Raw genomic sequence first — 22,345 nt, 5'->3', positions numbered from 1 at the left:
GCGAGATAACGGTTCGCCGCGCGCATCAGCGCGGCGCGCGCGGGCGAACGGTCCATCGCGGGGCCCGCGAACTGCAGGTTGGTCGCCGCATAGCCGGGGTGCGCGGCCACGCTGATTCCCGCGAACGCCGCGCGCTCGAAACGGCGCTGCAGCTCGATCGCGAACACGAGGTTCGCGAGCTTGCTGTCGCAATAGGCGAGATAACGGTTGTAACGATGCTCGGCACGCAGGTCGTCGACGCGAATCCGGCCGCCGCGGTTGAAGCCGCTCGACATCGTCACGACGCGCGCCCGTCGCGCGGCGCGCAACGCGGGCAGCAGATGGCCGGTCAGCGCGAAATGGCCGAGGTGGTTGGTGCCGAACTGCATTTCGAAGCCGTCGTGTGTATGCCGCAGCGGCAGGAACATCACGCCGGCGTTGTTGCAGAGGATGTCGACGCGGCCGTGGCGTTCGGAGACGTCGCCCGCGAAGCGGGCGATCGAGGCGAGATCGGCAAGGTCGAGCGGATCGACCTCGACGCGGGCGTCGGGATGGAGCCGGCGGATCGCGTCGGCCGCCCGGGCGGCGCGCGCGGCGTCGCGGCAGCCCATCACGACCGTCGCGCCTTTCGCGGCCAGCGTTTCCGCGAGCTGCCAGCCGAGACCGCTGTTGGCACCGGTCACGACCGCGACCTTGCCGCCCTGCGCCGGGACGTGGCGCGCGCTCCATGCATGCATGTCTGTCTCCATCGGCACGGCCGACCGGCCGCGGCACGTAATCGTTACATTGCGTGGTGTAACGATAGTGCGGGCGGGCGTGACAGACAAGCGGGGGAATTAGACCGGCGCTTCTAGGGCGGGCGCAGTGCGTGGCGCGGCCAGCCCCGGCGCGCGGCCGGCAGGTTTTACCTGCTTCCGGCCAGCGCGAGCACCTCGGCGGCGGAGATCATCGCGGCCGCATTCGCGGGTGCCGGACGTTCGGCCGGGCGGAACACTTCGTCGCCGCGATGGATGACCTGGCGCGACAGCGCGCAGGTGCCGGTGCGTTGCGCGAAGCGGCGGCGCCAGCGCTGTTCACCGTAGTGACAGCGGCCGGGCTCGACCCAGCGGACGACGAGCAGCGTATCGGAACGTTCGAGGATTTCGACGTGGACGTCGGCGGGATCGAGCACAGGCAGGGATTTGGAGGCCTTCATTTTGCCGTTTCCTAAAGCTCGTGCGGTTTCGGCCTTGGCAGTGGATGTCACTACCCGATGGCGAATCCGTAGCGGTTTCCATGAGTGGTGCGCTAAATGTAAGCGTCTGTGACCGGAAAAAACATCCTGTCTGGCTCAAATTACCTTTTGCCGATTTAGAAACAATCCACGCTTATTTTCGTGGAAACCACAGACAAAAACGCCCCGGACGGGAAGTCCGGGGCGGAAAATCGGCCCGCGCACCGTGTCTGCTCGCCCAGTCACGGTGTCCATCGCCGGGGGACGGAGTGCCCGCAGGGATCGAAGGCGGGCGGAGAGGCGATGGGTGAAAAGCGCGGTCCGGCAACGCCATGATGGCGTGCTGATCCCGTTGAGACCCTGACGCGAACATGACTTTTTTGTCAGTTTGGCGAAGTAGCTGCGCGGGACGAGCCCGAAGATTCGGCTGAGAGGCCTGTCAGTATTGGGTTTGTACGATTTACGGGCGGGATTTTTAGGACTTGTCTTCGCCGGATTTTTCTTCGTCCGCCCGATTTCTCCGCCCGGGTAAATACTGAATCCCGATTTCGTGACAAACGCGCGATTGCTTTCTATGATTGGTTGGACCTTTAGTCCTTTGTGCCAATCGGCCGACGGGTGGCCGGCTTTTTCGGGAGACGTGCTCATGAGATTGCAGGGCAAACGCGCGCTGGTGACGGCGGCCGGGCAGGGCATTGGCCGCGCGACCGCGCTGCGGTTCGCGAGCGAGGGCGCCGACGTGCTGGCGACCGACATCAACGAAGCCGCGCTCGTGCGGCTCGAGGCCGACGCCGAACGCGCGGGCGCCCGGCTGGCCACGCGGCGGCTCGACGTCACCGATGCGAACGACGTCGCGGCGCTCGCCGCGGGCGAACGTGCGTTCGACGTGCTGTTCAACTGCGCGGGCTACGTGCACCACGGCTCGATCCTCGACTGCGACGACGACGCGTGGGCGTTCTCGATGAACCTGAACGTCACGTCGATGTACCGGCTGATTCGCGCGCTGCTGCCCGCGATGCTCGAAGCCGGCGGCGCGTCGATCATCAACATGGCCTCGGCCGCGTCGAGCGTGAAGGGCGTGCCGAACCGCTTCGTCTACGGCACGTCCAAGGCGGCCGTGATCGGGCTGACCAAGGCGGTCGCCGCCGATTTCGTCGAGCGCGGCATCCGCTGCAACGCGATCTGCCCGGGCACGATCGAATCGCCGTCGCTGGAGCAGCGCATCGCGGACCAGGCGCGCACGCGCCACGTGTCGACCGACGAGGTGCGCCAGGCATTCGTCGCGCGTCAGCCGATCGGCCGCATCGGCCGCGCCGACGAAGTGGCCGCGCTCGCGCTGTACCTCGCGTCCGACGAAGCGTCGTTCACGACCGGCGCGATCCACCTGATCGACGGCGGCTGGTCAAACTGACCGTGTCAAACTGACCGCGCCTTCCCATTCACTTTCCGTTTCCGTTCCGACGACGCTATGAAACTGCTCAGATTTGGCGACAAACACCATGAAAAACCGGGCCTGCTCGATGCGCAGGGCCACCTTCGCGACCTGTCCGGCGTGATCGACGACATCGCCGGCGATGCGCTGACCCCCGCGTCGCTCGCGCGGCTGCGCGACATTCCGCCGTCGTCGCTGCCGCGCGTCGAGGGCGCGCCGCGGATCGGCGCGTGCGTCGGCCGCGTCGGCAAGTTCATCTGCATCGGGCTCAACTATTCGGACCACGCGGCCGAGTCGGGCATGGAGGTGCCGAAGGAGCCCGTCGTGTTCGGCAAGTGGACGAGCGCGATCTCGGGCCCGAACGATGACGTCGAGATCCCGCGAGGCTCGCGGAAGACCGACTGGGAAGTCGAGCTCGGCGTGGTGATCGGCCAGGGCGGCCGCTACATCGACGAAGCCGATGCGCTGTCGCACGTGGCCGGCTACTGCGTCGTGAACGACGTGTCGGAACGCGAATACCAGCTCGAACGCGGCGGCACGTGGGACAAGGGCAAGGGCAACGACACGTTCGGCCCGCTTGGGCCGTGGCTCGTGACGGCCGACGAAGTGCCAGATCCGCACGCGCTGCGGCTGTGGCTCGACGTCGACGGCCACCGCTACCAGAACGGCACGACCGCGACGATGGTGTTCCGCGTGCCGCACCTGATCAGCTACCTGAGCCGCTTCATGAGCCTGCAGCCGGGCGACGTGATCTCGACCGGCACGCCGCCGGGCGTCGGCCTCGGGCAGAAGCCGCCCGTCTATCTGCGCGCCGGACAGGTGATCACGCTCGGCATCGACGGGCTCGGCGAGCAGCGCCAGCGCACCGTGCAGGCCTGATCTCCTTTTACGGACGGTTCGTCATGCCTATCATTCGATCGATGCGCGTCCTCGACGTGCGCTTCCCGACCTCGCGCCAGCTCGACGGTTCCGATGCGATGAATCCGGACCCCGATTATTCGGCGGCCTACGTCGTCCTCGAAACCGATCGCGACGGGCTCGAGGGGCACGGGCTCACGTTCACCATCGGGCGCGGCAACGAAATCTGCTGCGCGGCGATCGACGCGATGCGTCACCTCGTCGTCGGCCTCGACCTCGACTGGATTCGCGAGGACATGGGCCGCTTCTGGCGTCACGTGACGTCGGACAGCCAGTTGCGCTGGATCGGCCCCGACAAGGGCGCGATCCACCTCGCGACCGGCGCCGTCGTCAATGCGGTGTGGGATCTGTGGGCGAAGGCCGTCGGCAAGCCGCTGTGGCGGCTCGTCGCCGACATGAGCCCCGAGGAACTGGTACGCACGATCGACTTTCGCTACCTGACCGACTGCCTGACGCCGGATGAAGCGCTCGAACTGCTGCGCCGGCAGGCGCCCGGCAAGGCCGCGCGGATCGCGGCGCTCGAGCGCGACGGCTACCCGTGCTACACGACGTCGGCCGGCTGGCTCGGCTACAGCGACGACAAGCTGCGCCGGCTGTGCCGCGAGGCGGTGGACGCCGGTTTCGACCATGTGAAGCTGAAGGTCGGCGCGAACCTCGAGGACGACATCCGCCGCGTGACGATCGCGCGCGAAGTGATCGGACCCGATCGCAAGCTGATGATCGACGCGAACCAGGTGTGGGAAGTCGACGAGGCGATCGACTGGGTGCGCGAGCTCGCGTTCGCGCGGCCGTGGTTCATCGAGGAGCCGACCAGCCCCGACGACGTCGAAGGGCATCGCAAGATCCGCAAGGCGATCGCGCCCGTGCAGGTCGCGACCGGCGAGATGTGCCAGAACCGCGTGCTGTTCAAGCAGTTCATCGCGCGCGGCGCGATCGACGTCGTGCAGATCGATGCGTGCCGGCTCGGCGGCGTGAACGAGATTCTCGCGGTGATGCTGATGGCCGCGAAGTACGGGCTGCCCGTATGCCCGCATGCGGGCGGCGTCGGGCTGTGCGAGTACGTGCAGCACCTGTCGATGATCGACTACGTGTGCATTGCCGGCACGAAGGAAGGGCGCGTGACCGAGTACGTCGATCACCTGCACGAGCATTTCGTCGAGCCGTGCATCGTGCGCGGCGCGGCGTACCTGCCGCCGACGGCACCCGGCTTCTCGATCGAGATGAAGCCCGAATCGCTGGAGCAGTACCGGTTCCGCGGCTGACACGCATCGAGCGTGCCGACAACATGAACGACGGAGACGCGAAGTGGATCTGAATCTGCAGGACAAGGTCGTGATCGTGACCGGCGGTGCGTCGGGCATCGGCGCCGCGATCTCGATGCGGCTGGCCGGCGAAGGCGCGATACCGGTGGTGTTCGCGCGGCACGTGCCCGACGACGCGTTCTGGCGCGCGCTCACGCGCGAGCAGCCGAACGCCGCGTGTGTGTCGGTCGAATTGCAGGACGATGCGCAGTGCCGCGACGCGGTCGCGCGGACCGTCGCGCGATTCGGCCGGCTCGACGGGCTCGTCAACAACGCCGGCGTCAACGACAGCATCGGGCTCGATGCGGGGCGCGACGCGTTCGTCGCGTCGCTCGAACGCAATCTGGTCCACTACTACGTGATGGCGCATTACTGCGTGCCGCACCTGAAGGCGGCGCGCGGCGCGATCGTCAACATCTCGTCGAAGACGGCCGTGACCGGGCAGGGCAACACGAGCGGCTACTGCGCGTCGAAGGGCGCGCAGCTCGCGCTGACGCGCGAATGGGCCGTCGCGTTGCGCGACGACGGCGTGCGCGTGAACGCGGTGATCCCGGCCGAGGTGATGACGCCGCTGTACCGGAAATGGATCGACGGCTTCGACGATCCGGAGACGAAGCTCGCGGCGATCGCGGGCAAGGTGCCGCTCGGCCGGCGCTTCACGACGGCCGACGAGATCGCCGACACGACGGTGTTCCTGCTGTCGGAACGCGCGTCGCACACGACGGGCCAGTGGCTGTTCGTCGACGGCGGCTATACGCATCTCGACCGTGCGATCAGCTGAGGGCCGCGAGCGATGCAACCCGATCTCCACCCGAACCTCGCGCCGCCGCTGATTGCATTGACCGGCATCGGCAAGCGCTTCCCGGGCGTGCAGGCGCTCGATGATTGCCGCTTCGACCTGCGCGCGGGCGAAGTGCATGCGCTGATGGGCGAGAACGGCGCCGGCAAGTCGACGCTGATGAAGATCCTCGCGGGCGTGTACCCGCGCGACGACGGCGAGATCCGGATGGACGGCCATCCGGTCAAGATCGCCGATCCGCGCGCCGCGCAGGCGCTCGGGATCGGCATCATTCATCAGGAACTGAACCTGATGAATCACCTGAGCGTCGCGCAGAACATCTTCATCGGCCGCGAGCCGCGCGGCCGTCTCGGCGTGTTCGTCGACGAAGACAAGCTGAATCGCGATGCCGCCGCGATCTTCCGGCGGATGCGGCTCGATCTCGATCCGCGCACGCCGGTCGGCCGGCTGACGGTCGCGAAGCAGCAGATGGTCGAGATCGCGAAGGCGCTGTCGTTCGATTCGCGCGTGCTGATCATGGACGAGCCGACCGCCGCGCTGAACAACGCGGAGATCGGCGAGTTGTTCCGCATCATCCGCGACCTGCGGGCGAACGGCGTCGGCATCGTCTACATCTCGCACAAGATGGACGAACTGCGCCAGATCGCCGATCGCGTGACCGTGATGCGCGACGGCAAGTACGTCGCGACCGTGCCGATGGCCGGCACGTCGATGGAGACGATCATTTCGATGATGGTCGGGCGCCAGCTCGAAACGGAAGCGCGCACGCCGCCCGATACGTCGTCGAACGACGTGGCGCTCGAGGTGCGCGGGCTGTCGCGCGGGCGTGCGATCCGCGATGTCGGCTTCACGCTGCGGCGCGGCGAGATCCTCGGCTTCGCGGGGCTGATGGGCGCGGGCCGCACCGAGGTCGCGCGCGCGGTGTTCGGCGCGGACCCGATCGATGCCGGTGAAATTCGCGTGCACGGCCGCACCGTGACGATCCGCACGCCGGCCGACGCGGTGAGGCACGGGATCGGCTACCTGTCCGAGGATCGCAAGCACTTCGGGCTCGCGGTCGGCATGGACGTGCAGAACAACGTCGCGCTGGCGAGCATGCGCCGTTTCTTGCATCGCGGTGCGTTCCTGGATGCGCGCAAGATGCGCGACACCGCGCAGTCGTACGTGCGGCGGCTCGCGATCCGCACGCCGTCGGTCACGCAGCCCGCGCGGCTGCTGTCGGGCGGCAACCAGCAGAAGATCGTGATCGCGAAATGGCTGCTGCGCGACTGCGACATCCTGTTCTTCGACGAGCCGACGCGCGGCATCGACGTCGGCGCGAAAAGCGAGATCTACAAGCTGCTCGACGCGCTCGCCGCCGACGGCAAGGCGATCGTGATGATCTCGTCGGAACTGCCCGAGGTGCTGCGCATGAGCCACCGGATTCTCGTCATGTGCGAAGGGCGCGTGACCGGCGAATTGCGTGCGGCCGACGCCACGCAGGAGAAGATCATGCATCTCGCGACGCAGCGCGAGTCGACCGTATTGTCCTGATTCAGACGCTTACCATGTCCAACGATACGCATCCCGTCCCGCCCCTCGCTTCCGGCGACACGCCGGCCGCCGCGCCCGGTTTTCGCGCGCGCTTCTTCAACCCCGCCGCGCGCCAGAAGCTGCTCGCGTTCGCGAGCCTCGTGCTGCTGATCGTGTTCTTCAGCTTCGGTTCGCCGAACTTTCTCGAAGTCGACAACCTCGTGTCGATCCTGCAGGCCACCGCGGTCAATGGCGTGCTCGCCGTCGCCTGCACGTACGTGATCATCACGTCGGGCATCGACCTGTCGGTCGGCACGCTGATGACGTTCTGCGCGGTGATGGCCGGCGTCGTGCTGACGAAATGGGGGATGCCGCTGCCGTTCGGCATCCTGGCCGCGTTGTGCTTCGGCGCGTTGTCGGGCTGCGTGTCGGGCTTCGTGATCGCGAAGATGAAGGTGCCGCCGTTCATCGCGACGCTCGGCATGATGATGCTGCTCAAGGGCCTGTCGCTCGTGATCTCGGGCACGCGGCCGATCTACTTCAACGACACGCCGGGCTTCACGTCGATCGCGCAGGACTCGCTGATCGGCAACCTGATCCCCGCGCTGCCGATTCCGAACGCGGTGCTGATCCTGTTTCTCGTCGCGATCGGCGCGTCGATCGTGCTGAACCGGACGATCTTCGGCCGCTACACGTTCGCGCTCGGCAGCAACGAGGAAGCGCTGCGGTTGTCCGGCGTGAACGTCGATGCATGGAAGATCGCCGTCTACACGTTCAGCGGCGCGGTGTGCGGGATCGCCGGCCTGCTGATCGCGTCGCGGCTGAACTCCGCGCAGCCGGCGCTCGGGCAGGGTTACGAGCTCGATGCGATCGCGGCCGTCGTGATCGGCGGCACGTCGCTGTCGGGCGGCGCGGGCAGCATCGTCGGCACCATCATCGGCGCGTTCATCATGAGCGTGCTGACCAACGGCCTGCGCATCATGTCGGTCGCGCAGGAATGGCAGACGGTCGTGACCGGGGTGATCATCATCCTCGCCGTGTACGTCGACATCCTGCGCCGGCGCCGCCGCTGACGCACGCCTGCACGCAGGCATCCGCTTCACCGCCGGCCCGGCCGGCATCCAGAAGAATCCAACCAAGGAGACGCGAAGTGATCAGGAGCAAGGTGTTGAACGCGATCGTCGGGCTGACGTTCGCCGTCGGCGTCACGGCCGGCGCGCAGGCGCAGGAAGCCTATATCCCGCTGATCTCGAAAGGCTTCCAGCATCAGTTCTGGCAGGCCGTGAAGTCGGGCGCCGTGCAGGCCGCGAAGGACTACAAGGTGAAGGTGACGTTCGAGGGGCCGGAAACCGAGGCGATGGTCGACAAGCAGATCGACATGCTGTCGGCCGCGATCGCGAAGAAGCCGGCCGCGCTCGGCTTCGCGGCGCTCGACAGCAAGGCCGCGCTGCCGCTGCTGAAGAAGGCGCAGGCCGAGAAGATCCCGGTGATCGCGTTCGACTCGGGCGTCGACAGCGACATCCCGGTGACGACCGCCGCGACCAACAACAAGGCGGCCGCCGCGCTCGCCGCCGACAAGCTCGCCGCGCTGATCGGCGACGAAGGCGAGGTGGCCGTGGTCGCGCACGACCAGACGAGCCGTACCGGCATCGACCGCCGCGACGGTTTTCTCGAGCGGATGAAGGCGGCGCACCCGAAGGTGCAGGTCGTGACCGTGCAGTACGGCGAAGGCGACCAGCTGAAGTCGACCGAGGTGACGAAGTCGATCCTGCAGGCGTATCCGAAGCTCAAGGGGCTGTTCGGCACCAACGAAGGCTCGGCGATCGGCGTGGTCAACGGCGTGCGCGAGATGAAGCGCAAGGTCGTGATCGTCGGCTACGATTCCGGCAAGCAGCAGAAGGACGCGATCCGCAGCGGGCTGATGGCCGGCGCGATCACGCAGAACCCGATCGGGATCGGCTACAAGACCGTCGAGGCGGCCGTGAAGGCGATCAAGGGCGAGAAGCTGCCGAAGGTCATCGACACCGGTTTCTACTGGTACGACAAGACCAATATCGACGATCCGAAGATCGCGGCGGTGTTGTACGACTGAGCGTTGCGCGCGAGCGGCGGCGATGACGCGCGCCGCCGCGACAGCGGCGACTGAACACGAGGGCACCATGGGCGCAGTGCGCATCGATTCCCATCAGCACTTCTGGCGTTATCGCGCGGCCGACTATCCGTGGATCGGCCCCGGGATGGGCGTGCTCGCGCGCGACTACCTGCCCGACGCGCTGTGGCCGCAGATGCATGCGCAGGCGCTCGGCGCGTCGATCGCGGTGCAGGCGCGCGCCGGGCGCGACGAGACGGCGTTCCTGCTCGATCTCGCGCGCGACGACGCCCGCATCGCGGCGGTGGTCGGCTGGGAGGATCTCGGCGCGCCCGGGCTGGCCGAGCGGGTCGCCGCGTGGGGCAGCCCGAAGCTGCGCGGCTTTCGTCATCAGGTGCAGGACGAAGCCGACGTGGCCGCATTCGTCGCCGATCCCGGTTTCAATCGGGGCATCGCGTGGCTGCAGGCGAACGGTTACGTGTACGACGTGCTCGTGTTCGAGCGCCAGTTGCCGGACGTGCGCGCGTTCTGCGCGACGCACGATGCGCACTGGCTCGTGCTCGATCATGCCGGCAAGCCGGCGCTCACCGAGTTCGAGCGGGACGACACGGCGCTCGCACGCTGGCGCGCGTCGCTGCGCGAGCTGGGCGCGTTGCCGCACGTGGCATGCAAGCTGTCGGGGCTCGTGACCGAGGCGGACTGGCGGCGCGGCCTGCGCGCGCGGGACATCCGGCACATCGAGCAGTGCCTCGACGCGGCGCTCGACGCGTTCGGGCCGCAGCGGCTGATGTTCGGGTCGGACTGGCCCGTGTGCCTGCTGGCGGCCTCGTATGACGAAGTGGCGTCGCTCGTCGAACGCTGGGCCGAATCGCGGCTGTCGGCGGCCGAGCGCAACGCGCTGTGGGGCGGCACGGCCGCGCGTTGTTACGCGGTGCCGGGCGATGTGAGGCGCGGCATATAAAATAGGCGCGAACGGTCTGTGCGATTCGTCAGACCGTCCGGAACGAAACCGATTACCAGCGTCAACGTATGTCCATCCAGCCGATTCAGAACCGCCGCCTCTACCAGCAGATCGCCGACAAGCTCAGCGCGATGATCGAGTCCGGCGATTTTCCGCCGGGCAGCTATCTGCCGCCCGAGCGCGAACTGGCCGAGCAGTTCGGCGTGTCGCGCACGTCGGTGCGCGAGGCGCTGATCGCGCTCGAAGTGAGCGGGCTCGTCAGCGTGCGCGTCGGCGACGGCGTGAAGGTGCGTCATCCCGAAGCGGCCGCGGCGCCGGAGCCCGCGCCCGAACCCGTATCCCGTGCGACGGTCGCGCCGTTCTCGATCGTCGAGATCGATCCCGAACTCGGCATCGCGCTCGACCTCGATACCGAGATCCCGCCGTTCGCGCTGTTGCAGGCGCGCCGGCTGATCGAACCGGAAGCGGCGTCGCTCGCGGCAAAGCACGGCTCGGACGCGCAGATCGAAGGAATTCACGAAGCGTTCCTGCGCAACCAGGAAGACAACCGCAGCGGCTCGCTCACGCACCCGGGCGACCGGCTGTTCCATATCCGCATCGCGGAAGCGAGCGACAACGCCGCGTATGCGCTGATGATCAAGCAGCTGCTCGCGCACAAGTACGACCTGATGTTCCAGCGGCTGCAGTCGCTGTACATGCCGAACGACATGCCGCACCGTTCGGAGCTGGAACACCGCGCGATCCTCGACGCGATCCGTGCGCGCGATCCCGACGCCGCGCGCCGCGCGATGGCCGAGCACCTCGACGAAGTCATCCGGATCTTCGGCCGCGCGCTCGACTGAGCGCGCGGTGACGGGTCATCTGTTCAGAAACGATCGGCGCGATACGGCGCCGGATCGGTGAACGGCGCTTCGCCCGTCATCATCTCGGCCAGCAGGCGGCCGGTGACGGGGCCGAGCGTGAGCCCGTGGTGGTTGTGGCCGAACGCGAACCACAGGCCGCGATGCGCGGGCGCGGGGCCGATCACCGGGCGCATGTCCGGCGTGCACGGCCGGAAGCCGAGCCACGGCTGCGGGTCGAGCCGTTCGCCGAAACCGAACACGGGCCGCGCGACGCGTTCCGCGCGTTCGAGCTGCACGCCGGTCGGCGGCACGCGGCGCCGCGCGATCTCGACCCCCGTCGTCAGCCGCAGCCCGCGCCGCATCGGCGCGATCACGTAGCCGTATTCGCGATCGACGATCGGCGCCGACGGCACGCCGCGCGCGGACGGCGCGTAGTGCATGTGATAGCCGCGCTTCTCGCGCAGCGGGATCTTGTAGCCGAACTTGCCGAACACGATGTCGGACCACGGGCCGAGCGCGACGACGACGGCCGGCGCGGCGGCCGGGCCGTCCTGCGTGTGAACCTGCCAGCCGGGCGACAGTGCGTCGAGGCTGGCGGCGTCGCCGCCGAGCAGCGTGCCGCCGCCCTGCACGAACAGTTGCGCATACGCTTTGACGAGCGCGGACGGATCGACGACGCTTTTCGGATCGAGCCAGTGCAGCGCGCCGCAGAAGCCGGGTGCGAGGCTCGGCTCGTGCGCGTGCAGCGCGGCCGCGTCGAGCGGCGTGATGCCGAGCCCGTGGCGGCGCGCGGTGAGGCCGGCCTCGGCCACGCCGCGTTCGAAGGCGGCCGGCGTGCGGAACGCTTCCAGCCAGCCGGTCGCGCGGATCAGTTCGCCGGCGCCGGCCCGCGCGATCAGTGCGTCGTGCTCGACGATGCAGCGCTCGATCAGCGGCAGCATGTCGCGCGAAGCGGCCGCGTGGCGCAGCGGCGCCGATTCCCACCAGAACCGTGCGAGCCATGGCGCGAACGCGGGCAGCGATGCGCTGTGCCAGTAGAGATCGGTCGAGCGGTTCAGCGCATAACGCATGAGCGTGAACGGGCTGCGCGGGAACGGATACGGCTCGACCGACGAGCGTTCGATCAGCCCGGCGTTGCCGAAGCTCGTGCCTTCGCCGGGCGCGCCGCGATCGACAAGGGCAACCTTGCGTCCGCGATCCTGCAGATGCAGCGCGGCGGACACGCCGACGATGCCGGCGCCGAGAACGATTACGTCGAAATCCATCGATGGTGAAGGGCGGTTGGCGGGGCAGGGGGCGTGGTGTCGCGATCGTCGTGCCGCCGCGTGTTGGAGAACGTTCGACGTACAAGCATACTCGCCGCGGCGTGAAGGACCAAGCCGGCGGCGGTGCCGATACGCGGAACGTGGCCCGTGCACGATGATTCGCGATCGTCGCGGCGAGGCGGGCAGCATGGGGCGACGACCCGGCCGCGCGTGTCGTGCCGACGATTGCCGACGGCGATTCCGCGAAGGCGAAAGCGGCCCGCGCACGTACGATCGAGGCGTCGTATTCGATGCCGCACAAGGCCACGAATCCGCCGGAGCCGATCAACGTCACCGTGTTCGCGCGTAACGGCGGCACTCCCGCGCATTGCGTGACGCTGCACGAACGCGTGTCGGGCGGCAGCTTCGGTGCGCGCGAATCGACGTACTGGCTGTTCGACGCGACATGGTGTGCGGTGAAGGCGGGCAAGCCCGTGAAGCTGATGAACAGTCGCAAGGACGGCGCGGTGAAGATGGAGAGGCTCACGTGCGTGGCCGACTGCGGGAGCGCGGTGTCGCCGGCCGGGGGCGACGAGTAATGGTACGGCGGGCTGATGTGGGGGCTCGGCCATGCGACGGTCGATCGCATCGATTTCCGGCACGGCCGCGTGCTGCAGTCGAACTTCGATACGTATCGCGTGATGCGGATGAGCGACATGCCAGAGACCGACATTCACATCGTGCCGGGCGGCGTCGGCGAACTGTCGAGCCCGGCGGTGACGCCGGCGATTGCGAATGCGGGGTTCAGGCTGACGGGGACGCGCCAGCGGGAGACGCCGTTCGATTTGTCGGCGATCGCATAGCGCGCATGAACGTATGAAGTTTGCCGCCCGCGGGCATCCAATCCGCTGACCAATCTACCGGCGTCGACACCGGATCGACGCCGGTCATCGCCTTCGCTCGCATCGTCGTGACGCAGTACCGATTCCGCATACTTTCCGACGTTTTATCGGGTGTTTCCCACTGCTTGGTCATCCGAATTTTTACCTAAGATGAAGCCATCATGCGCGTAATTCGGTGCCTGCACGCGCATGGGAAGAGGCGAGGGGCAGCGCCGGAGCGACGCCAGCGGATGTTGCCATCATGGATGCGAAAGTGTGCGCGTCGGCTGTCGGTCTCGCGACTGCAGCGACGTCAGCGGGCGCGGCGCCCATCGCCGCGCGGACGGTGTCCGGCCGTCTCGGCCGAGCCGCTTCGCTGCGCCACGCGCTGTTCGCAATCGTTTGCTGGTTGGGCGCGGCGCCCGCCGTGCTCGCAGGGGCGCCCGTCGATACCGACGTTCCGGTCGATCCCATGCACCTCGCCGCCGCAAGCCCTGCCGATCATGTCGATCACGCCGACCCGGCCCATTCCTCACACGACTCCGCCGTGCGTCAGGTCGTGCTCGGCATCGTCAGCTTCACGCGCTGGCCGACCACGCCCGTTCGCCTGCATCTGTGCGTCACGGGCCGGCCCGACTACGCGCGCGGCCTGACCGACACGCTGGAGGCCGGCTCGACGCTGGTCGACGTGCAGCGCGTACGTCCCGACGATCCGGCGCTCGGCATCGCATGCGACATCGTCTACCTCGGCACGCTGAGCAACGACGAACGCGCGCGGGTGAGAACCGCGGTGGCCGGTCATCCGGTGCTGACGATCTCGGAACACGATCCGTCCTGCACCGCGGGCGGCATGTTCTGCCTGAGTGTCGACGGCGATCGCGTGTCGTTCGACATCAATCTCGACGCCGTCGCGCGCAGCGGCGTGCGTGTGCACCCGAACGTGCTCAATCTCGCCCGGCGGCCGGTGACGCCATGACACGGTCCGCGCTCCCCGTTTCCGCTTCCCGCATGCCGCGCCCGACGCTGCAAAGCGTGCTGCGTCGGGCGCACCTGCGCCTCGCGTTCATCGCGGTGACGATGGCGGCCGTGTCGTTGATCGTCGTCGCCGTGATCGCGTTGCGCGCGTACGCGGGCAACAACCTGAACCTGCTCGCGCGCTCGCTCGGTTACACGGTCGAGGCGGCGCTCGTGTTCGGCGATCGCGTCGCGGCGAACGAGGCGATCGGATTGATCGCCAGCGACGAGGATGTCGCACAGGTGGTCGTCACGGACAGCAAGGGGCAACTGTTCGCGACGTGGCAATTGCCTGCCGGCAACGGCATCGCGCGGCTCGAACGCGCCGTGGCGGATGTGGCGCTGCCCGGGCCGGTGACCGTCCCGGTGCTGCACGACGGCATCATTGTCGGACACGTCGTCGTGCGCGGGCGCGGCCATCAGTTCTTCGGCTTCCTGCTTGGCGGCGTGGGCGGCATTCTCGGCTGCCTGGCCGTCAGCGTGTTCGGCGCGTATGTCAGCTCGAAGCGTCTGCTGCGCAACATCGTTTCGCCGCTGCGCGCGCTGGCGGGCGTCGCTCACGCGGTGCGGCGCGAGCGCGCCTTTGCGCGGCGCGTCGAACCGGTGGCGATCGCCGAACTGAACCAGCTCGGCGACGACTTCAATGCATTGCTCGACGAATTCGAGGACTGGCAGAACACGCTGCGCGACGAGAACGCGTCGCTCGAGCACAAGGCGACGCACGATGCGCTCACGGGGCTGCCCAACCGCGCGCAGTTCGAATCGCGCCTCGCGCTTGCGCTGTGCGACGCGACTTTGACGGGGCAGCGGGTTGCCGTCCTGTATCTCGACTGCGACCGCTTCAAGGAAATCAACGATTGTCTCGGCCACGATGCCGGCGACGCGGTGCTGGTCGGCATCGCGTCGCGGCTGCGTACGCAGGTGCGCGAGGCCGATCTCGTTGCCCGTCTGGGCGGCGACGAATTTGCGGTGATGCTGGCGGCGGTGCCCGAAGCGGGCAGCGTATGCCGGATCGCCGACGGGATTTTGTCCGGCATGGCGCCGTCGATCGAGCTGTCCGACGGCCGCATGGTGGCCACCATGATGAGTGCCGGCGTTGCGCTGTATCCCGATCACGCGTCGGACGCGAGCGGCCTGCTGCGGGCGGCGGATGCCGCGATGTACCGCGCCAAGCGTGCGCGGCCGGGCTCCTGGCAATTGGCGGAGGGGGTGGTCGGATCGGCTTGAGGATGAACGTTTCGCGCCGCGGGCGAGGCCGCGGCAGCGATTGACAAGAAGCGCGTTCAACAAGGGCGCACTCGAAGGGGATGCGAAATGAACCACTCGTTTCCTGTAAGCATGGAGCGGCTGTGCGTGGGAAGCGCATTGCTGCTGGGCATGCTGCTGGGGGGCTGCAAGACGCCGCCGCCGCCGCCGCTTCATCGCGGGCTGACGCAGACGCAGGTCACGGCGCTGAAATCAGCCGGGTTCCAGGAGACTGGACAGGGGTTCGAGTTCGGGTCCACCGGGCCCATTCTGTTTGATTTCGACCGGTACAACCTCAAGCCGGACGTGCGGCGGATCGTCGAACGGATCGGGCGGACGCTGCGGTCGTCGGGGATCAACGGCGTGCGGGTGTATGGCTACTCGGATGACAGCGGGACGGAGAAATACGATCTCGAGTTGTCGAAGCGGCGGGCGGAGGTGGTGGCCGCCGAGCTGGTCGACGTCGGGCTGGATGCGAAGCAGATCGCGATCGCGGGGAAAGGGAAGCGTGATCCGGTAGGGGATAACCGGACGCCGGCCGGGCGGGCGCAGAATCGGCGGGCGGCGATTGTGATTTCGCCGAGGTGACGGGCATCGTTGTTCTGCGTGAAGCGCGATGCCGGCAGGCAAGACAGTCCGCGTTGGCACGCTACGCACGCGTAGCGGAATGGCGCTGTATCGCCAGTTCCAGTCGTCAGCTCGAACCAACGCGCGGCGACTTGGGCAACCGCTGTTGCTTCAGCGCCGACCTGAACCATGCGTTGGTCGCCGCGAGGATCAGGTGCCGTAGATGTTTTCGCAGAGCGCGACACTCGCGCCCAGCTTCCGGGACAGATCGGCGGCCGCATCCAGTTGCGGTCGATCCAACTCGCCCGACTCGTATGCGGCGCTGAGACGAGACGCAGGACCGGAAAGCGTCAGTGCCGCCATGAACTTGTCGCCGGCGCCGAAGATCGGCACCGCGAACGCTGCCGTGTGCACGTCGCGCGCACCCGCGGTGAAGAGGGGCAGCGCAGGCGGCTTGTCATAGATCGGTTCGCCGAGTCCCCAGAAGCGGATCACCTGGCTGATGGCCGTGTCGTCGAGCGGCAGCATCGTCCCCGCGAGCCGCGTTTCACGCAGGCCTTCGGACGGCTCGGCCCGAAACAGGCAAAGCCGCTGCCCGCTGTCGTGCACGTAGTACGATGCGCTTTCCTTCGTCAGCGCGGCCAGCGCGTGCAGCGCCGGTTCAACCACCGTGGACAGATGGAACGACTGCTCGTACAGCTTGCCGAGGTACAGCACGCGATGTCCCAGCGAATAGTTGCCGGATTGCGCGCGCACGACATAGCCCATTCGCTCCAGCGAGTTCATCAGCCGATAGACCGTCGTCTTGTGCATGCCGGATGCCTGCGACAGCATCGCGAGTGACTGCGATTCGGCACCGGGCTTGAAGCAGTCCAGCAGCGAAAGCGCCTTTTCCACGGCAACGACCCCTTCATTTCCCATCTCTTCTCTCCTGTCGACATGCAACAGGGATTGTACAGAGTAAAACGCTGGTTTACCACGTAAAAGGGTAAACGCCAGTGCCATGATGCTCGTCCTCTGGTTATAGTGATTTCACGATGTACACCATTGTTGTACAGAGTACAACGCACAACCCGAGGTCGAATCATGAGCAAGCCACCCGTCAGCACTTCCCCGATCATTCGCGACATCGAACGCGTGTCGCCCGAACTCGTTCAGGCCGCCGCCCGCTATCAAGCGGCGATCCTGGCCGACGTCGCCGGCCGCCGCGGCACCGTGCATGGCCGCGTGCGGCCGCTGTCGCCGAAGATGAAGGTCGCCGGCCCCGCGATCACGGTCGAAGTCCGCGTGGGCGACAACCTGGCGATCCATGCGGCGCTCGCCGTCGCGAAGCCGGGCGACGTCGTCGTGGTCGACGGCAAGGGCGACATCTCGTGCGCGCTGCTCGGCGAAATCATGGCGGCGCAGGCGAAGGCGAGCGGCATCGCTGGCATCATCATCGACGGCGCGGTGCGCGATGCGCATGAACTGGCCAACGGCGACTATCCGATCTTCTCGGCCGGCCTCAATCCGTGCGGCCCGACCAAAAGTGTCGCGGGGCGCGTGAATGCGCCGATCTCGCTGGGCGGCACGGCGGTCAATCCGGGCGACCTGGTGGTCGGCGACGCCGACGGCGTCGTCGTCGTTGCGCGCGCCGACGTCGCGCGCATCGTCGATCTGGCGCAGAAAAAGCTCGATGCCGAAACGGCGCGTATCGCGGCGATCCACAAGGGCGACGTTCGTCCGGGCTGGATCGAGAAGGAACTGCGCGCAGCCGGCATGCTGGCCGAAGGCGAGGCGCTGTGATGCAGACCGCTTCGCATAAGCCCGTCGTCCTCGTGACCGCCGCCGACCTTGCGGCTCAAGCGCTCGACATGCTCACGCAGTTCGACGTCGTGTTCGCCGGCAAGCAGCCGACCGAAGACGACATCGTCGCGCTCTGCATCGCGCACAAGCCGGTCGCGATCATCGTCCGGTACGGCAAGATCAACGCGCGCATCATGGACGCCGCCGAAAACCTGCAGGTGATTTCGAAGCACGGCAGCGGCATCGACGTGATCGATCAGGACGCCGCCGCCGCACGCGGCATCGCGGTGCGTGCCGCGGTCGGCGCGAATGCGGCCGCCGTCGCCGAGCACGCATGGGCGCTGCTGCTCGCGTGTGCGAAGTCGGTTCCGCAGCTCGATTCCCGCATGCGCGAAGGCCATTGGGACAAGTCGACGCACAAGTCCGTCGAACTCGACGGCCGCACGCTCGGCCTCGTCGGGCTCGGCGCGATCGGCCGGCGCGTGGCCGCGATCGGCGCGGCGTTCGGCATGAAGGTTGTCGCGTTCGATCCGTTCGCGAAGGAAGTGCCCGCCGGTGTGAAGCGGGTGCCGCTCGACACGCTGTACGCGGAGTCGGACGTCGTGTCGCTGCATTGTCCGTTGACGGCCGACAACCGCCGGATGCTCGACCGCGACACGCTCGCGCGTTTCAAGCGCGGCGCGATCCTCGTCAATACCGCCCGCGGCGGCTTGATCGACGAAGCCGCGCTTGCCGACGCACTGACGAGCGGTCACTTGCGCGCGGCCGGGCTCGACAGCTTCGACGTGGAACCGATGGCGGTGCCGCACCCGTTCCAGCAGATCCCCAACGCGATTCTGTCTCCGCATATCGGCGGCGTGAGCGATGCCGCGTACGTGAACATGGGCAAGGGCGCGGCCGCCAACCTCCTCGCGGTGCTGGACGAACGCGCGCACAGCGCGGCTTGAACCCTGGACATCGAGGTACGCATGTTTTATCTGACGAATCCCGACGTGCGCGAAGCCGAAGTCTTCACGCGCATGCCGGAGAAGTTTCGCAAGCCGGACGTCCGCACGGAATGGGCGCGCGCGAATCGCGGCGGAATGGTCACGGATTCCTTTCTCGAAGGGCCGGTCTGGGATCCGGACGGTTATCTGTTCGTCACCGACATTCCGCACGGGCGCATCTTCCGCATTTCACCGTCGGGCGACTGGGAACTCGTCGCCGAATACGACGGCGAGCCCAACGGGATGAAGCGCTTCGACGCGTCACACCTGATCATCACCGACTACCGGAACGGCGTGATGCTGCTCGATATCGAGCGCGGTGAAGTCCGCCCGTATCTCGAGCGCCGCAACACCGAGCGCTTCAAGGGCGTGAACGACCTGACGTTCGACTCGGCCGGCAACCTCTATTTCACCGACCAGGGGCAGACCGGCCTGCACGATCCGACGGGCCGCGTGTACCGGCTGTCGCCCGACGGCAAGCTCGACATGCTGCTCGATACCTGCCCGAGCCCGAACGGGCTCGTCCTGTCGCGCGACGAGAAGGTGCTGTTCGTCGCGATGACGCGCGGCAATGCCGTGTGGCGCATGCCGCTGCAGGCCGACGGCTCGGTCACGAAGGTCAGCCAGTTCTTCACGTCCTACGGACCGAGCGGCCCCGACGGCCTCACCGTCGATCTCGACGGCCGCCTGTTCGTCGCGAATCCGGGGCTCGGCCGCGTGTGGGTGCTCAACCACTGCGCGGAGCCCGTCGAGATCCTGACCGGACCGAAAGGCGCGTCGCTCACGAGCGTGTGCTTCGGCGGCCCGGACATGAAGACGCTTTTCATCACCGAAGCGACGTCCGGTTCCGTCCTGAAAGCGGACATGACCGTTGCCGGCCCGCTGCCGAAACAGGCAGCGAAGCAGGACTGAGACCACGAGCCGGGAAGCCGCGCGTCGGCTTCCCGCCCGCATGCCGAAAGATCGCGCCGCCAGCCGCGCGACGAAGGAGACAAGCATGACCATTTCGCACGTGCTGCATGCCGGCGAGGACGCACCGCGCGCCGCCGCGCAAGCCGCGGAGCGCCTGGCCGCCGACGATTACGCGGCCAGCGAGCGCACGCTCGCCAAGGCGTTCCGGCGCATTCTGCCGTTCATCTTCGTCTGCTACGTGATCAGTTATCTCGACAGGACCAACGTCGGTTTTGCCGCGCTGACGATGAACAAGGATCTCGGTCTCACGGCCGAGCAGTTCGGCATCGGCGCCGGCCTGTTCTTCATCGGCTATTTCCTGTTCGAGATTCCGAGCAACCTGATCATGCAGAAGGTCGGCGCGCGCGTGTGGATCGCGAGAATCATGATCACGTGGGGCCTGTTCTCGATGGCGACGGCGTTCGTCGTCGGCCCGAAGAGCTTTGCGGCCGCGCGCTTTCTGCTCGGGCTCGCCGAGGCAGGATTCACGCCCGGCATCTATCTGTATTTCACGCACTGGTTTCCCGGCAAGTGGCGCGCGAAGGTGACGGCCGCGTTCCTCGTCGGCATTCCCGTCGCGAACATGATCGGCTCGCCGATTTCCGGCGCGCTGCTCGAACTCGGCGGCCTGCACGGGCTGCGCAGCTGGCAGTGGCTGCTGCTGATCGAAGGCGTGCCGGCCGTGGTGCTCGGCATCGCGTGCCTGTTCGTGCTGGCCGACCGTCCCGAGAAAGCGGCGTGGCTCGGTGACGAAGAGAAGGCGTCGCTCGCGAAGCGCCTCGCGTTCGAGCAGCGCGACATTGGCGCGAAGCATGGCAGCGACCTGCGCGACGCCATGACGAACTGGCGCGTGTTCGTGCTCGCGTTCATCAACTTCTGCGGGATCGTCGGCTCGCTCGGCGTCGGCTTGTGGATGCCGCAGATCATCCGGCAGTTCGGCGTCGAACACGCGGTGGTCGGCTGGCTGACGGCGATTCCGTATGCGATCGGTGCCGGCGCGATGCTCTGGTGGGCGCGGGTCGCCAATCGGGCGGCCAACCGCATTCCGTACGTCGCCGGTGCACTGGCCGTCGCCGCCGGAGCGCTGTGCGCGAGCGCCTTCATTCACGCGCCGGCTTTCAAGCTGATCGCGCTGTGCGTCACGGTGAGCGGGATCCTCGCGTTCCAGGCGACTTACTGGGCCATTCCGTCCGGATTCCTCACCGGGCGGGCCGCCGCCGGCGGCCTCGCGCTGATCGTGTCGGTCGGCAACCTCGGCGGCTTCGTCGGACCGTCGCTGATCGGTGCGCTCAAGCAGTTCTCCGGCGGTTTCACCACGCCGCTCGTCGCCGTGTCGGCCGTGCTGCTGCTCGGTGCGCTGACCATTGCATGGCTCGGCGATCCGGGCTCGTGCGCCGGCGAAGCGCCCGCCGCCCGCAGGACGTGAATATTTCTTCGTCAGACCCACCCACAAAAAACAGTTTGGAGACTCCATGTTGTCGAATCAGGCCAGCCAGAATGCCCGCCCGAAATCCCGCTTCGTGCTCGGCGCCGTCACCGTCGCGAGCGCGGTGTTGGGGGGCGGTGTCGCACATGCGCAAAGCAGCGTCACGCTGTACGGCATTGCCGACGTCGGCATCGAACACATCAACAATACGAGCACCGGCGGCGCGCAGACGCGCGAAGCGTCGGGCAACCTGTCCGGTTCGCGCTGGGGATTGAAGGGCGTCGAGGAACTCGGCGGCGGCATGAAGGCCATTTTCCAGCTGGAAGACGGCTTCAACATCAATGACGGCACGACCGCGCAGTCGACGAAAGGCCTCGGTGCGAACGCCGCCACGACGTCGCGGATTTTCGGCCGGCAGGCGTGGGTGGGGCTGTCTTATCGAGGGCAGCAACTGACGTTCGGCCGCCAGAACTCGCTCTTCTACGAACAGGCCGTGGCGTTCGACCCGATGGGCGCGTCGTCGCGCTATTCGGTGCTGTCGCTCGACTACGCGGCGGCCGCGCGTATCGACAATTCGGCGAAATACACCGGCGTGTTCGGTCCGCTGACGGCGCAAGCGATGTACAGCACCCGCTACGACACCGGATACGGCGCCGAGGTGCCGGGCGCGCAGCTCACCGGCCGCTTCTTCAGCGGCGCGTTGAGTTTCGCGCAGGGGCCGCTCGCCGCGAGCGTGTCGTACGAGCAACGCAACAGCAACACCGTCGCGACGAACACGGGCACCGAGCGTCGCGCGACGGCCGCCGCGTCGTATGCGATCGGACCGGTGAAGGGATTCGCCGGTTATCGCTACCTGCATGCGTCGAACGCGTTCCTGCCGGCGAACCCGATCCGTGTCGCGAACGGCGCCGAAGCCAGCGCGGCGAACCTGTACTGGGCCGGCGCGCAATACGCGGTGTCGCCGGCGTTCGTGGTCACGGCAACGGCGTATTACCAGGACGTGCATTCGACCAGTGCCGATCCGTGGCTCGCCGTGCTCTGTGCGGACTATCTGCTGTCGAAGCGCACCGATGTCTACGCGACGGCCGGTTTCGCGCGCAACAAGGGCGGCTCCGCGCTTGGCGTGAACGGCTACGGCACGGTTGCACCCGATCACAACCAGACGGGCGTGGTGATCGGCATGCGCCAGAAATTCTAAGG

General features: G+C 67.4%; 21 protein-coding genes and 1 pseudogene. 18 read left to right on the top strand and 4 right to left on the bottom strand.

Annotated features, from left to right (window positions below):
- Positions 1 to 716, bottom strand: a 716-nt coding sequence (locus G3N62_RS13335) for an oxidoreductase (RefSeq protein ID WP_206141242.1), incomplete at its 3' end; no start/stop codon positions are given.
- Between the two features lie 167 nt (positions 717 to 883).
- Positions 884 to 1,174, bottom strand: coding sequence for a DUF3331 domain-containing protein (locus tag G3N62_RS13330; RefSeq protein ID WP_034186125.1), 291 nt, complete (start codon positions 1,172 to 1,174; stop codon positions 884 to 886).
- A gap of 664 nt (positions 1,175 to 1,838) precedes the next feature.
- Between G3N62_RS13330 and G3N62_RS13325 the strand changes: the two genes are divergently transcribed.
- The 9 genes from G3N62_RS13325 (at position 1,839) to G3N62_RS13285 (ending at position 11,046) form a co-directional block, all read left to right on the top strand.
- Entirely contained in the window at positions 1,839 to 2,603 is a 765-nt protein-coding gene (locus tag G3N62_RS13325) for an SDR family oxidoreductase (RefSeq protein WP_034186126.1), read from the top strand.
- 57 nt (positions 2,604 to 2,660) lie between these two features.
- Positions 2,661 to 3,503: an ureidoglycolate lyase gene (locus G3N62_RS13320; protein ID WP_034186127.1), complete on the top strand. Its 843-nt coding sequence runs from the start codon at positions 2,661 to 2,663 to the stop codon at positions 3,501 to 3,503.
- Between the two features lie 23 nt (positions 3,504 to 3,526).
- Positions 3,527 to 4,804: an L-fuconate dehydratase gene (locus G3N62_RS13315; RefSeq protein WP_034186128.1), complete on the top strand. Its 1,278-nt coding sequence runs from the start codon at positions 3,527 to 3,529 to the stop codon at positions 4,802 to 4,804.
- 43 nt (positions 4,805 to 4,847) lie between these two features.
- On the top strand, positions 4,848 to 5,624 hold the full coding sequence (locus G3N62_RS13310) for an SDR family oxidoreductase (RefSeq protein WP_124669629.1): 777 nt from the start codon (positions 4,848 to 4,850) through the stop codon (positions 5,622 to 5,624).
- A gap of 12 nt (positions 5,625 to 5,636) precedes the next feature.
- Positions 5,637 to 7,175, top strand: a complete 1,539-nt coding sequence (locus tag G3N62_RS13305) for a sugar ABC transporter ATP-binding protein (RefSeq protein ID WP_124669630.1) — start codon at positions 5,637 to 5,639, stop codon at positions 7,173 to 7,175.
- A gap of 14 nt (positions 7,176 to 7,189) precedes the next feature.
- A complete protein-coding gene (locus tag G3N62_RS13300) occupies positions 7,190 to 8,227 on the top strand; it encodes an ABC transporter permease (protein WP_034186131.1) in 1,038 nt (345 codons plus the stop codon).
- A 77-nt stretch (positions 8,228 to 8,304) separates the two neighbouring features.
- Positions 8,305 to 9,246 carry an ABC transporter substrate-binding protein gene (locus G3N62_RS13295; protein ID WP_049029304.1) on the top strand — a complete coding sequence of 314 codons (942 nt, stop codon included), beginning with the start codon at positions 8,305 to 8,307 and terminating at the stop codon, positions 9,244 to 9,246.
- A 67-nt stretch (positions 9,247 to 9,313) separates the two neighbouring features.
- The gene (locus G3N62_RS13290) at positions 9,314 to 10,204 is read left to right on the top strand and encodes an amidohydrolase family protein (protein WP_124669631.1); all 891 of its coding nucleotides are present in this window, start codon (positions 9,314 to 9,316) and stop codon (positions 10,202 to 10,204) included.
- A gap of 68 nt (positions 10,205 to 10,272) precedes the next feature.
- Positions 10,273 to 11,046 carry a FadR/GntR family transcriptional regulator gene (locus G3N62_RS13285; RefSeq protein WP_034186133.1) on the top strand — a complete coding sequence of 258 codons (774 nt, stop codon included), beginning with the start codon at positions 10,273 to 10,275 and terminating at the stop codon, positions 11,044 to 11,046.
- Between the two features lie 23 nt (positions 11,047 to 11,069).
- Here the strand turns inward: G3N62_RS13285 and G3N62_RS13280 are convergent, their stop codons facing one another.
- Positions 11,070 to 12,311: an FAD-binding oxidoreductase gene (locus tag G3N62_RS13280; RefSeq protein ID WP_059556886.1), complete on the bottom strand. Its 1,242-nt coding sequence runs from the start codon at positions 12,309 to 12,311 to the stop codon at positions 11,070 to 11,072.
- 161 nt (positions 12,312 to 12,472) lie between these two features.
- On the opposite strand from G3N62_RS13280, the pseudogene G3N62_RS13275 reads away from it, so the two are divergent.
- The 4 genes and pseudogenes from G3N62_RS13275 to G3N62_RS13260 all read left to right on the top strand — a co-directional run.
- A pseudogene (locus G3N62_RS13275) lies at positions 12,473 to 13,153 on the top strand (molybdopterin cofactor-binding domain-containing protein); the annotation flags it as partial.
- A 280-nt stretch (positions 13,154 to 13,433) separates the two neighbouring features.
- Positions 13,434 to 14,147, top strand: coding sequence for a YfiR family protein (locus tag G3N62_RS13270; RefSeq protein WP_124669632.1), 714 nt, complete (start codon positions 13,434 to 13,436; stop codon positions 14,145 to 14,147).
- Positions 14,144 to 15,412 carry a diguanylate cyclase gene (locus G3N62_RS13265; RefSeq protein ID WP_124607625.1) on the top strand — a complete coding sequence of 423 codons (1,269 nt, stop codon included), beginning with the start codon at positions 14,144 to 14,146 and terminating at the stop codon, positions 15,410 to 15,412. Before G3N62_RS13270 ends, G3N62_RS13265 begins: the two co-directional genes overlap by 4 nt.
- Positions 15,413 to 15,499: 87 nt before the next feature.
- Positions 15,500 to 16,018 (top strand): OmpA family protein, encoded by a 519-nt coding sequence (locus G3N62_RS13260; protein WP_034186139.1) that lies wholly within the window; start codon positions 15,500 to 15,502, stop codon positions 16,016 to 16,018.
- A 189-nt stretch (positions 16,019 to 16,207) separates the two neighbouring features.
- Here the strand turns inward: G3N62_RS13260 and G3N62_RS13255 are convergent, their stop codons facing one another.
- Positions 16,208 to 16,918 carry an IclR family transcriptional regulator gene (locus G3N62_RS13255; RefSeq protein WP_034186140.1) on the bottom strand — a complete coding sequence of 237 codons (711 nt, stop codon included), beginning with the start codon at positions 16,916 to 16,918 and terminating at the stop codon, positions 16,208 to 16,210.
- Positions 16,919 to 17,083: 165 nt separating this feature from the next.
- On the opposite strand from G3N62_RS13255, the gene G3N62_RS13250 reads away from it, so the two are divergent.
- The 5 genes from G3N62_RS13250 (at position 17,084) to G3N62_RS13230 (ending at position 22,343) form a co-directional block, all read left to right on the top strand.
- Complete coding sequence (locus G3N62_RS13250; protein WP_034186141.1) at positions 17,084 to 17,782, top strand: diguanylate cyclase; 699 nt, start codon at positions 17,084 to 17,086, stop codon at positions 17,780 to 17,782.
- Positions 17,782 to 18,729, top strand: a complete 948-nt coding sequence (locus G3N62_RS13245; RefSeq protein WP_034186218.1) for a hydroxyacid dehydrogenase — start codon at positions 17,782 to 17,784, stop codon at positions 18,727 to 18,729. Before G3N62_RS13250 ends, G3N62_RS13245 begins: the two co-directional genes overlap by 1 nt.
- 21 nt (positions 18,730 to 18,750) lie before the next feature.
- Positions 18,751 to 19,680: an SMP-30/gluconolactonase/LRE family protein gene (locus G3N62_RS13240; protein ID WP_124669633.1), complete on the top strand. Its 930-nt coding sequence runs from the start codon at positions 18,751 to 18,753 to the stop codon at positions 19,678 to 19,680.
- 85 nt (positions 19,681 to 19,765) lie between these two features.
- Positions 19,766 to 21,145, top strand: a complete 1,380-nt coding sequence (locus G3N62_RS13235; protein WP_124669634.1) for an MFS transporter — start codon at positions 19,766 to 19,768, stop codon at positions 21,143 to 21,145.
- A gap of 46 nt (positions 21,146 to 21,191) precedes the next feature.
- Positions 21,192 to 22,343 carry a porin gene (locus G3N62_RS13230; RefSeq protein ID WP_124607629.1) on the top strand — a complete coding sequence of 384 codons (1,152 nt, stop codon included), beginning with the start codon at positions 21,192 to 21,194 and terminating at the stop codon, positions 22,341 to 22,343.
- The last annotated feature ends 2 nt before the right edge of the window (positions 22,344 to 22,345 follow it).

This window comes from Burkholderia sp. Tr-20355, assembly GCF_017104685.1.
Lineage (GTDB): Bacteria > Pseudomonadota > Gammaproteobacteria > Burkholderiales > Burkholderiaceae > Burkholderia > Burkholderia seminalis.
This window is presented reverse-complemented; position numbering and strand designations above follow the sequence as displayed.

Bases quoted from the DNA above. Each gene is read 5' to 3' on its own strand.
- G3N62_RS13230 (WP_124607629.1), top strand. From the start codon at position 21,192: ATGTTGTCGAATCAGGCCAGCCAGAATGCCCGCCCGAAATCCCGCTTC.
- G3N62_RS13300 (WP_034186131.1), top strand. From the start codon at position 7,190: ATGTCCAACGATACGCATCCCGTCCCGCCCCTCGCTTCCGGCGACACG.
- G3N62_RS13235 (WP_124669634.1), top strand. From the start codon at position 19,766: ATGACCATTTCGCACGTGCTGCATGCCGGCGAGGACGCACCGCGCGCC.
- G3N62_RS13330 (WP_034186125.1), bottom strand. From the start codon at position 1,174: ATGAAGGCCTCCAAATCCCTGCCTGTGCTCGATCCCGCCGACGTCCAC.
- G3N62_RS13305 (WP_124669630.1), top strand. From the start codon at position 5,637: ATGCAACCCGATCTCCACCCGAACCTCGCGCCGCCGCTGATTGCATTG.
- G3N62_RS13270 (WP_124669632.1), top strand. From the start codon at position 13,434: ATGGATGCGAAAGTGTGCGCGTCGGCTGTCGGTCTCGCGACTGCAGCG.
- G3N62_RS13265 (WP_124607625.1), top strand. From the start codon at position 14,144: ATGACACGGTCCGCGCTCCCCGTTTCCGCTTCCCGCATGCCGCGCCCG.
- G3N62_RS13325 (WP_034186126.1), top strand. From the start codon at position 1,839: ATGAGATTGCAGGGCAAACGCGCGCTGGTGACGGCGGCCGGGCAGGGC.
- G3N62_RS13320 (WP_034186127.1), top strand. From the start codon at position 2,661: ATGAAACTGCTCAGATTTGGCGACAAACACCATGAAAAACCGGGCCTG.
- G3N62_RS13255 (WP_034186140.1), bottom strand. From the start codon at position 16,918: ATGGGAAATGAAGGGGTCGTTGCCGTGGAAAAGGCGCTTTCGCTGCTG.
- G3N62_RS13260 (WP_034186139.1), top strand. From the start codon at position 15,500: ATGAACCACTCGTTTCCTGTAAGCATGGAGCGGCTGTGCGTGGGAAGC.
- G3N62_RS13250 (WP_034186141.1), top strand. From the start codon at position 17,084: ATGAGCAAGCCACCCGTCAGCACTTCCCCGATCATTCGCGACATCGAA.
- G3N62_RS13290 (WP_124669631.1), top strand. From the start codon at position 9,314: ATGGGCGCAGTGCGCATCGATTCCCATCAGCACTTCTGGCGTTATCGC.
- G3N62_RS13315 (WP_034186128.1), top strand. From the start codon at position 3,527: ATGCCTATCATTCGATCGATGCGCGTCCTCGACGTGCGCTTCCCGACC.
- G3N62_RS13245 (WP_034186218.1), top strand. From the start codon at position 17,782: ATGCAGACCGCTTCGCATAAGCCCGTCGTCCTCGTGACCGCCGCCGAC.
- G3N62_RS13240 (WP_124669633.1), top strand. From the start codon at position 18,751: ATGTTTTATCTGACGAATCCCGACGTGCGCGAAGCCGAAGTCTTCACG.
- G3N62_RS13280 (WP_059556886.1), bottom strand. From the start codon at position 12,311: ATGGATTTCGACGTAATCGTTCTCGGCGCCGGCATCGTCGGCGTGTCC.
- G3N62_RS13285 (WP_034186133.1), top strand. From the start codon at position 10,273: ATGTCCATCCAGCCGATTCAGAACCGCCGCCTCTACCAGCAGATCGCC.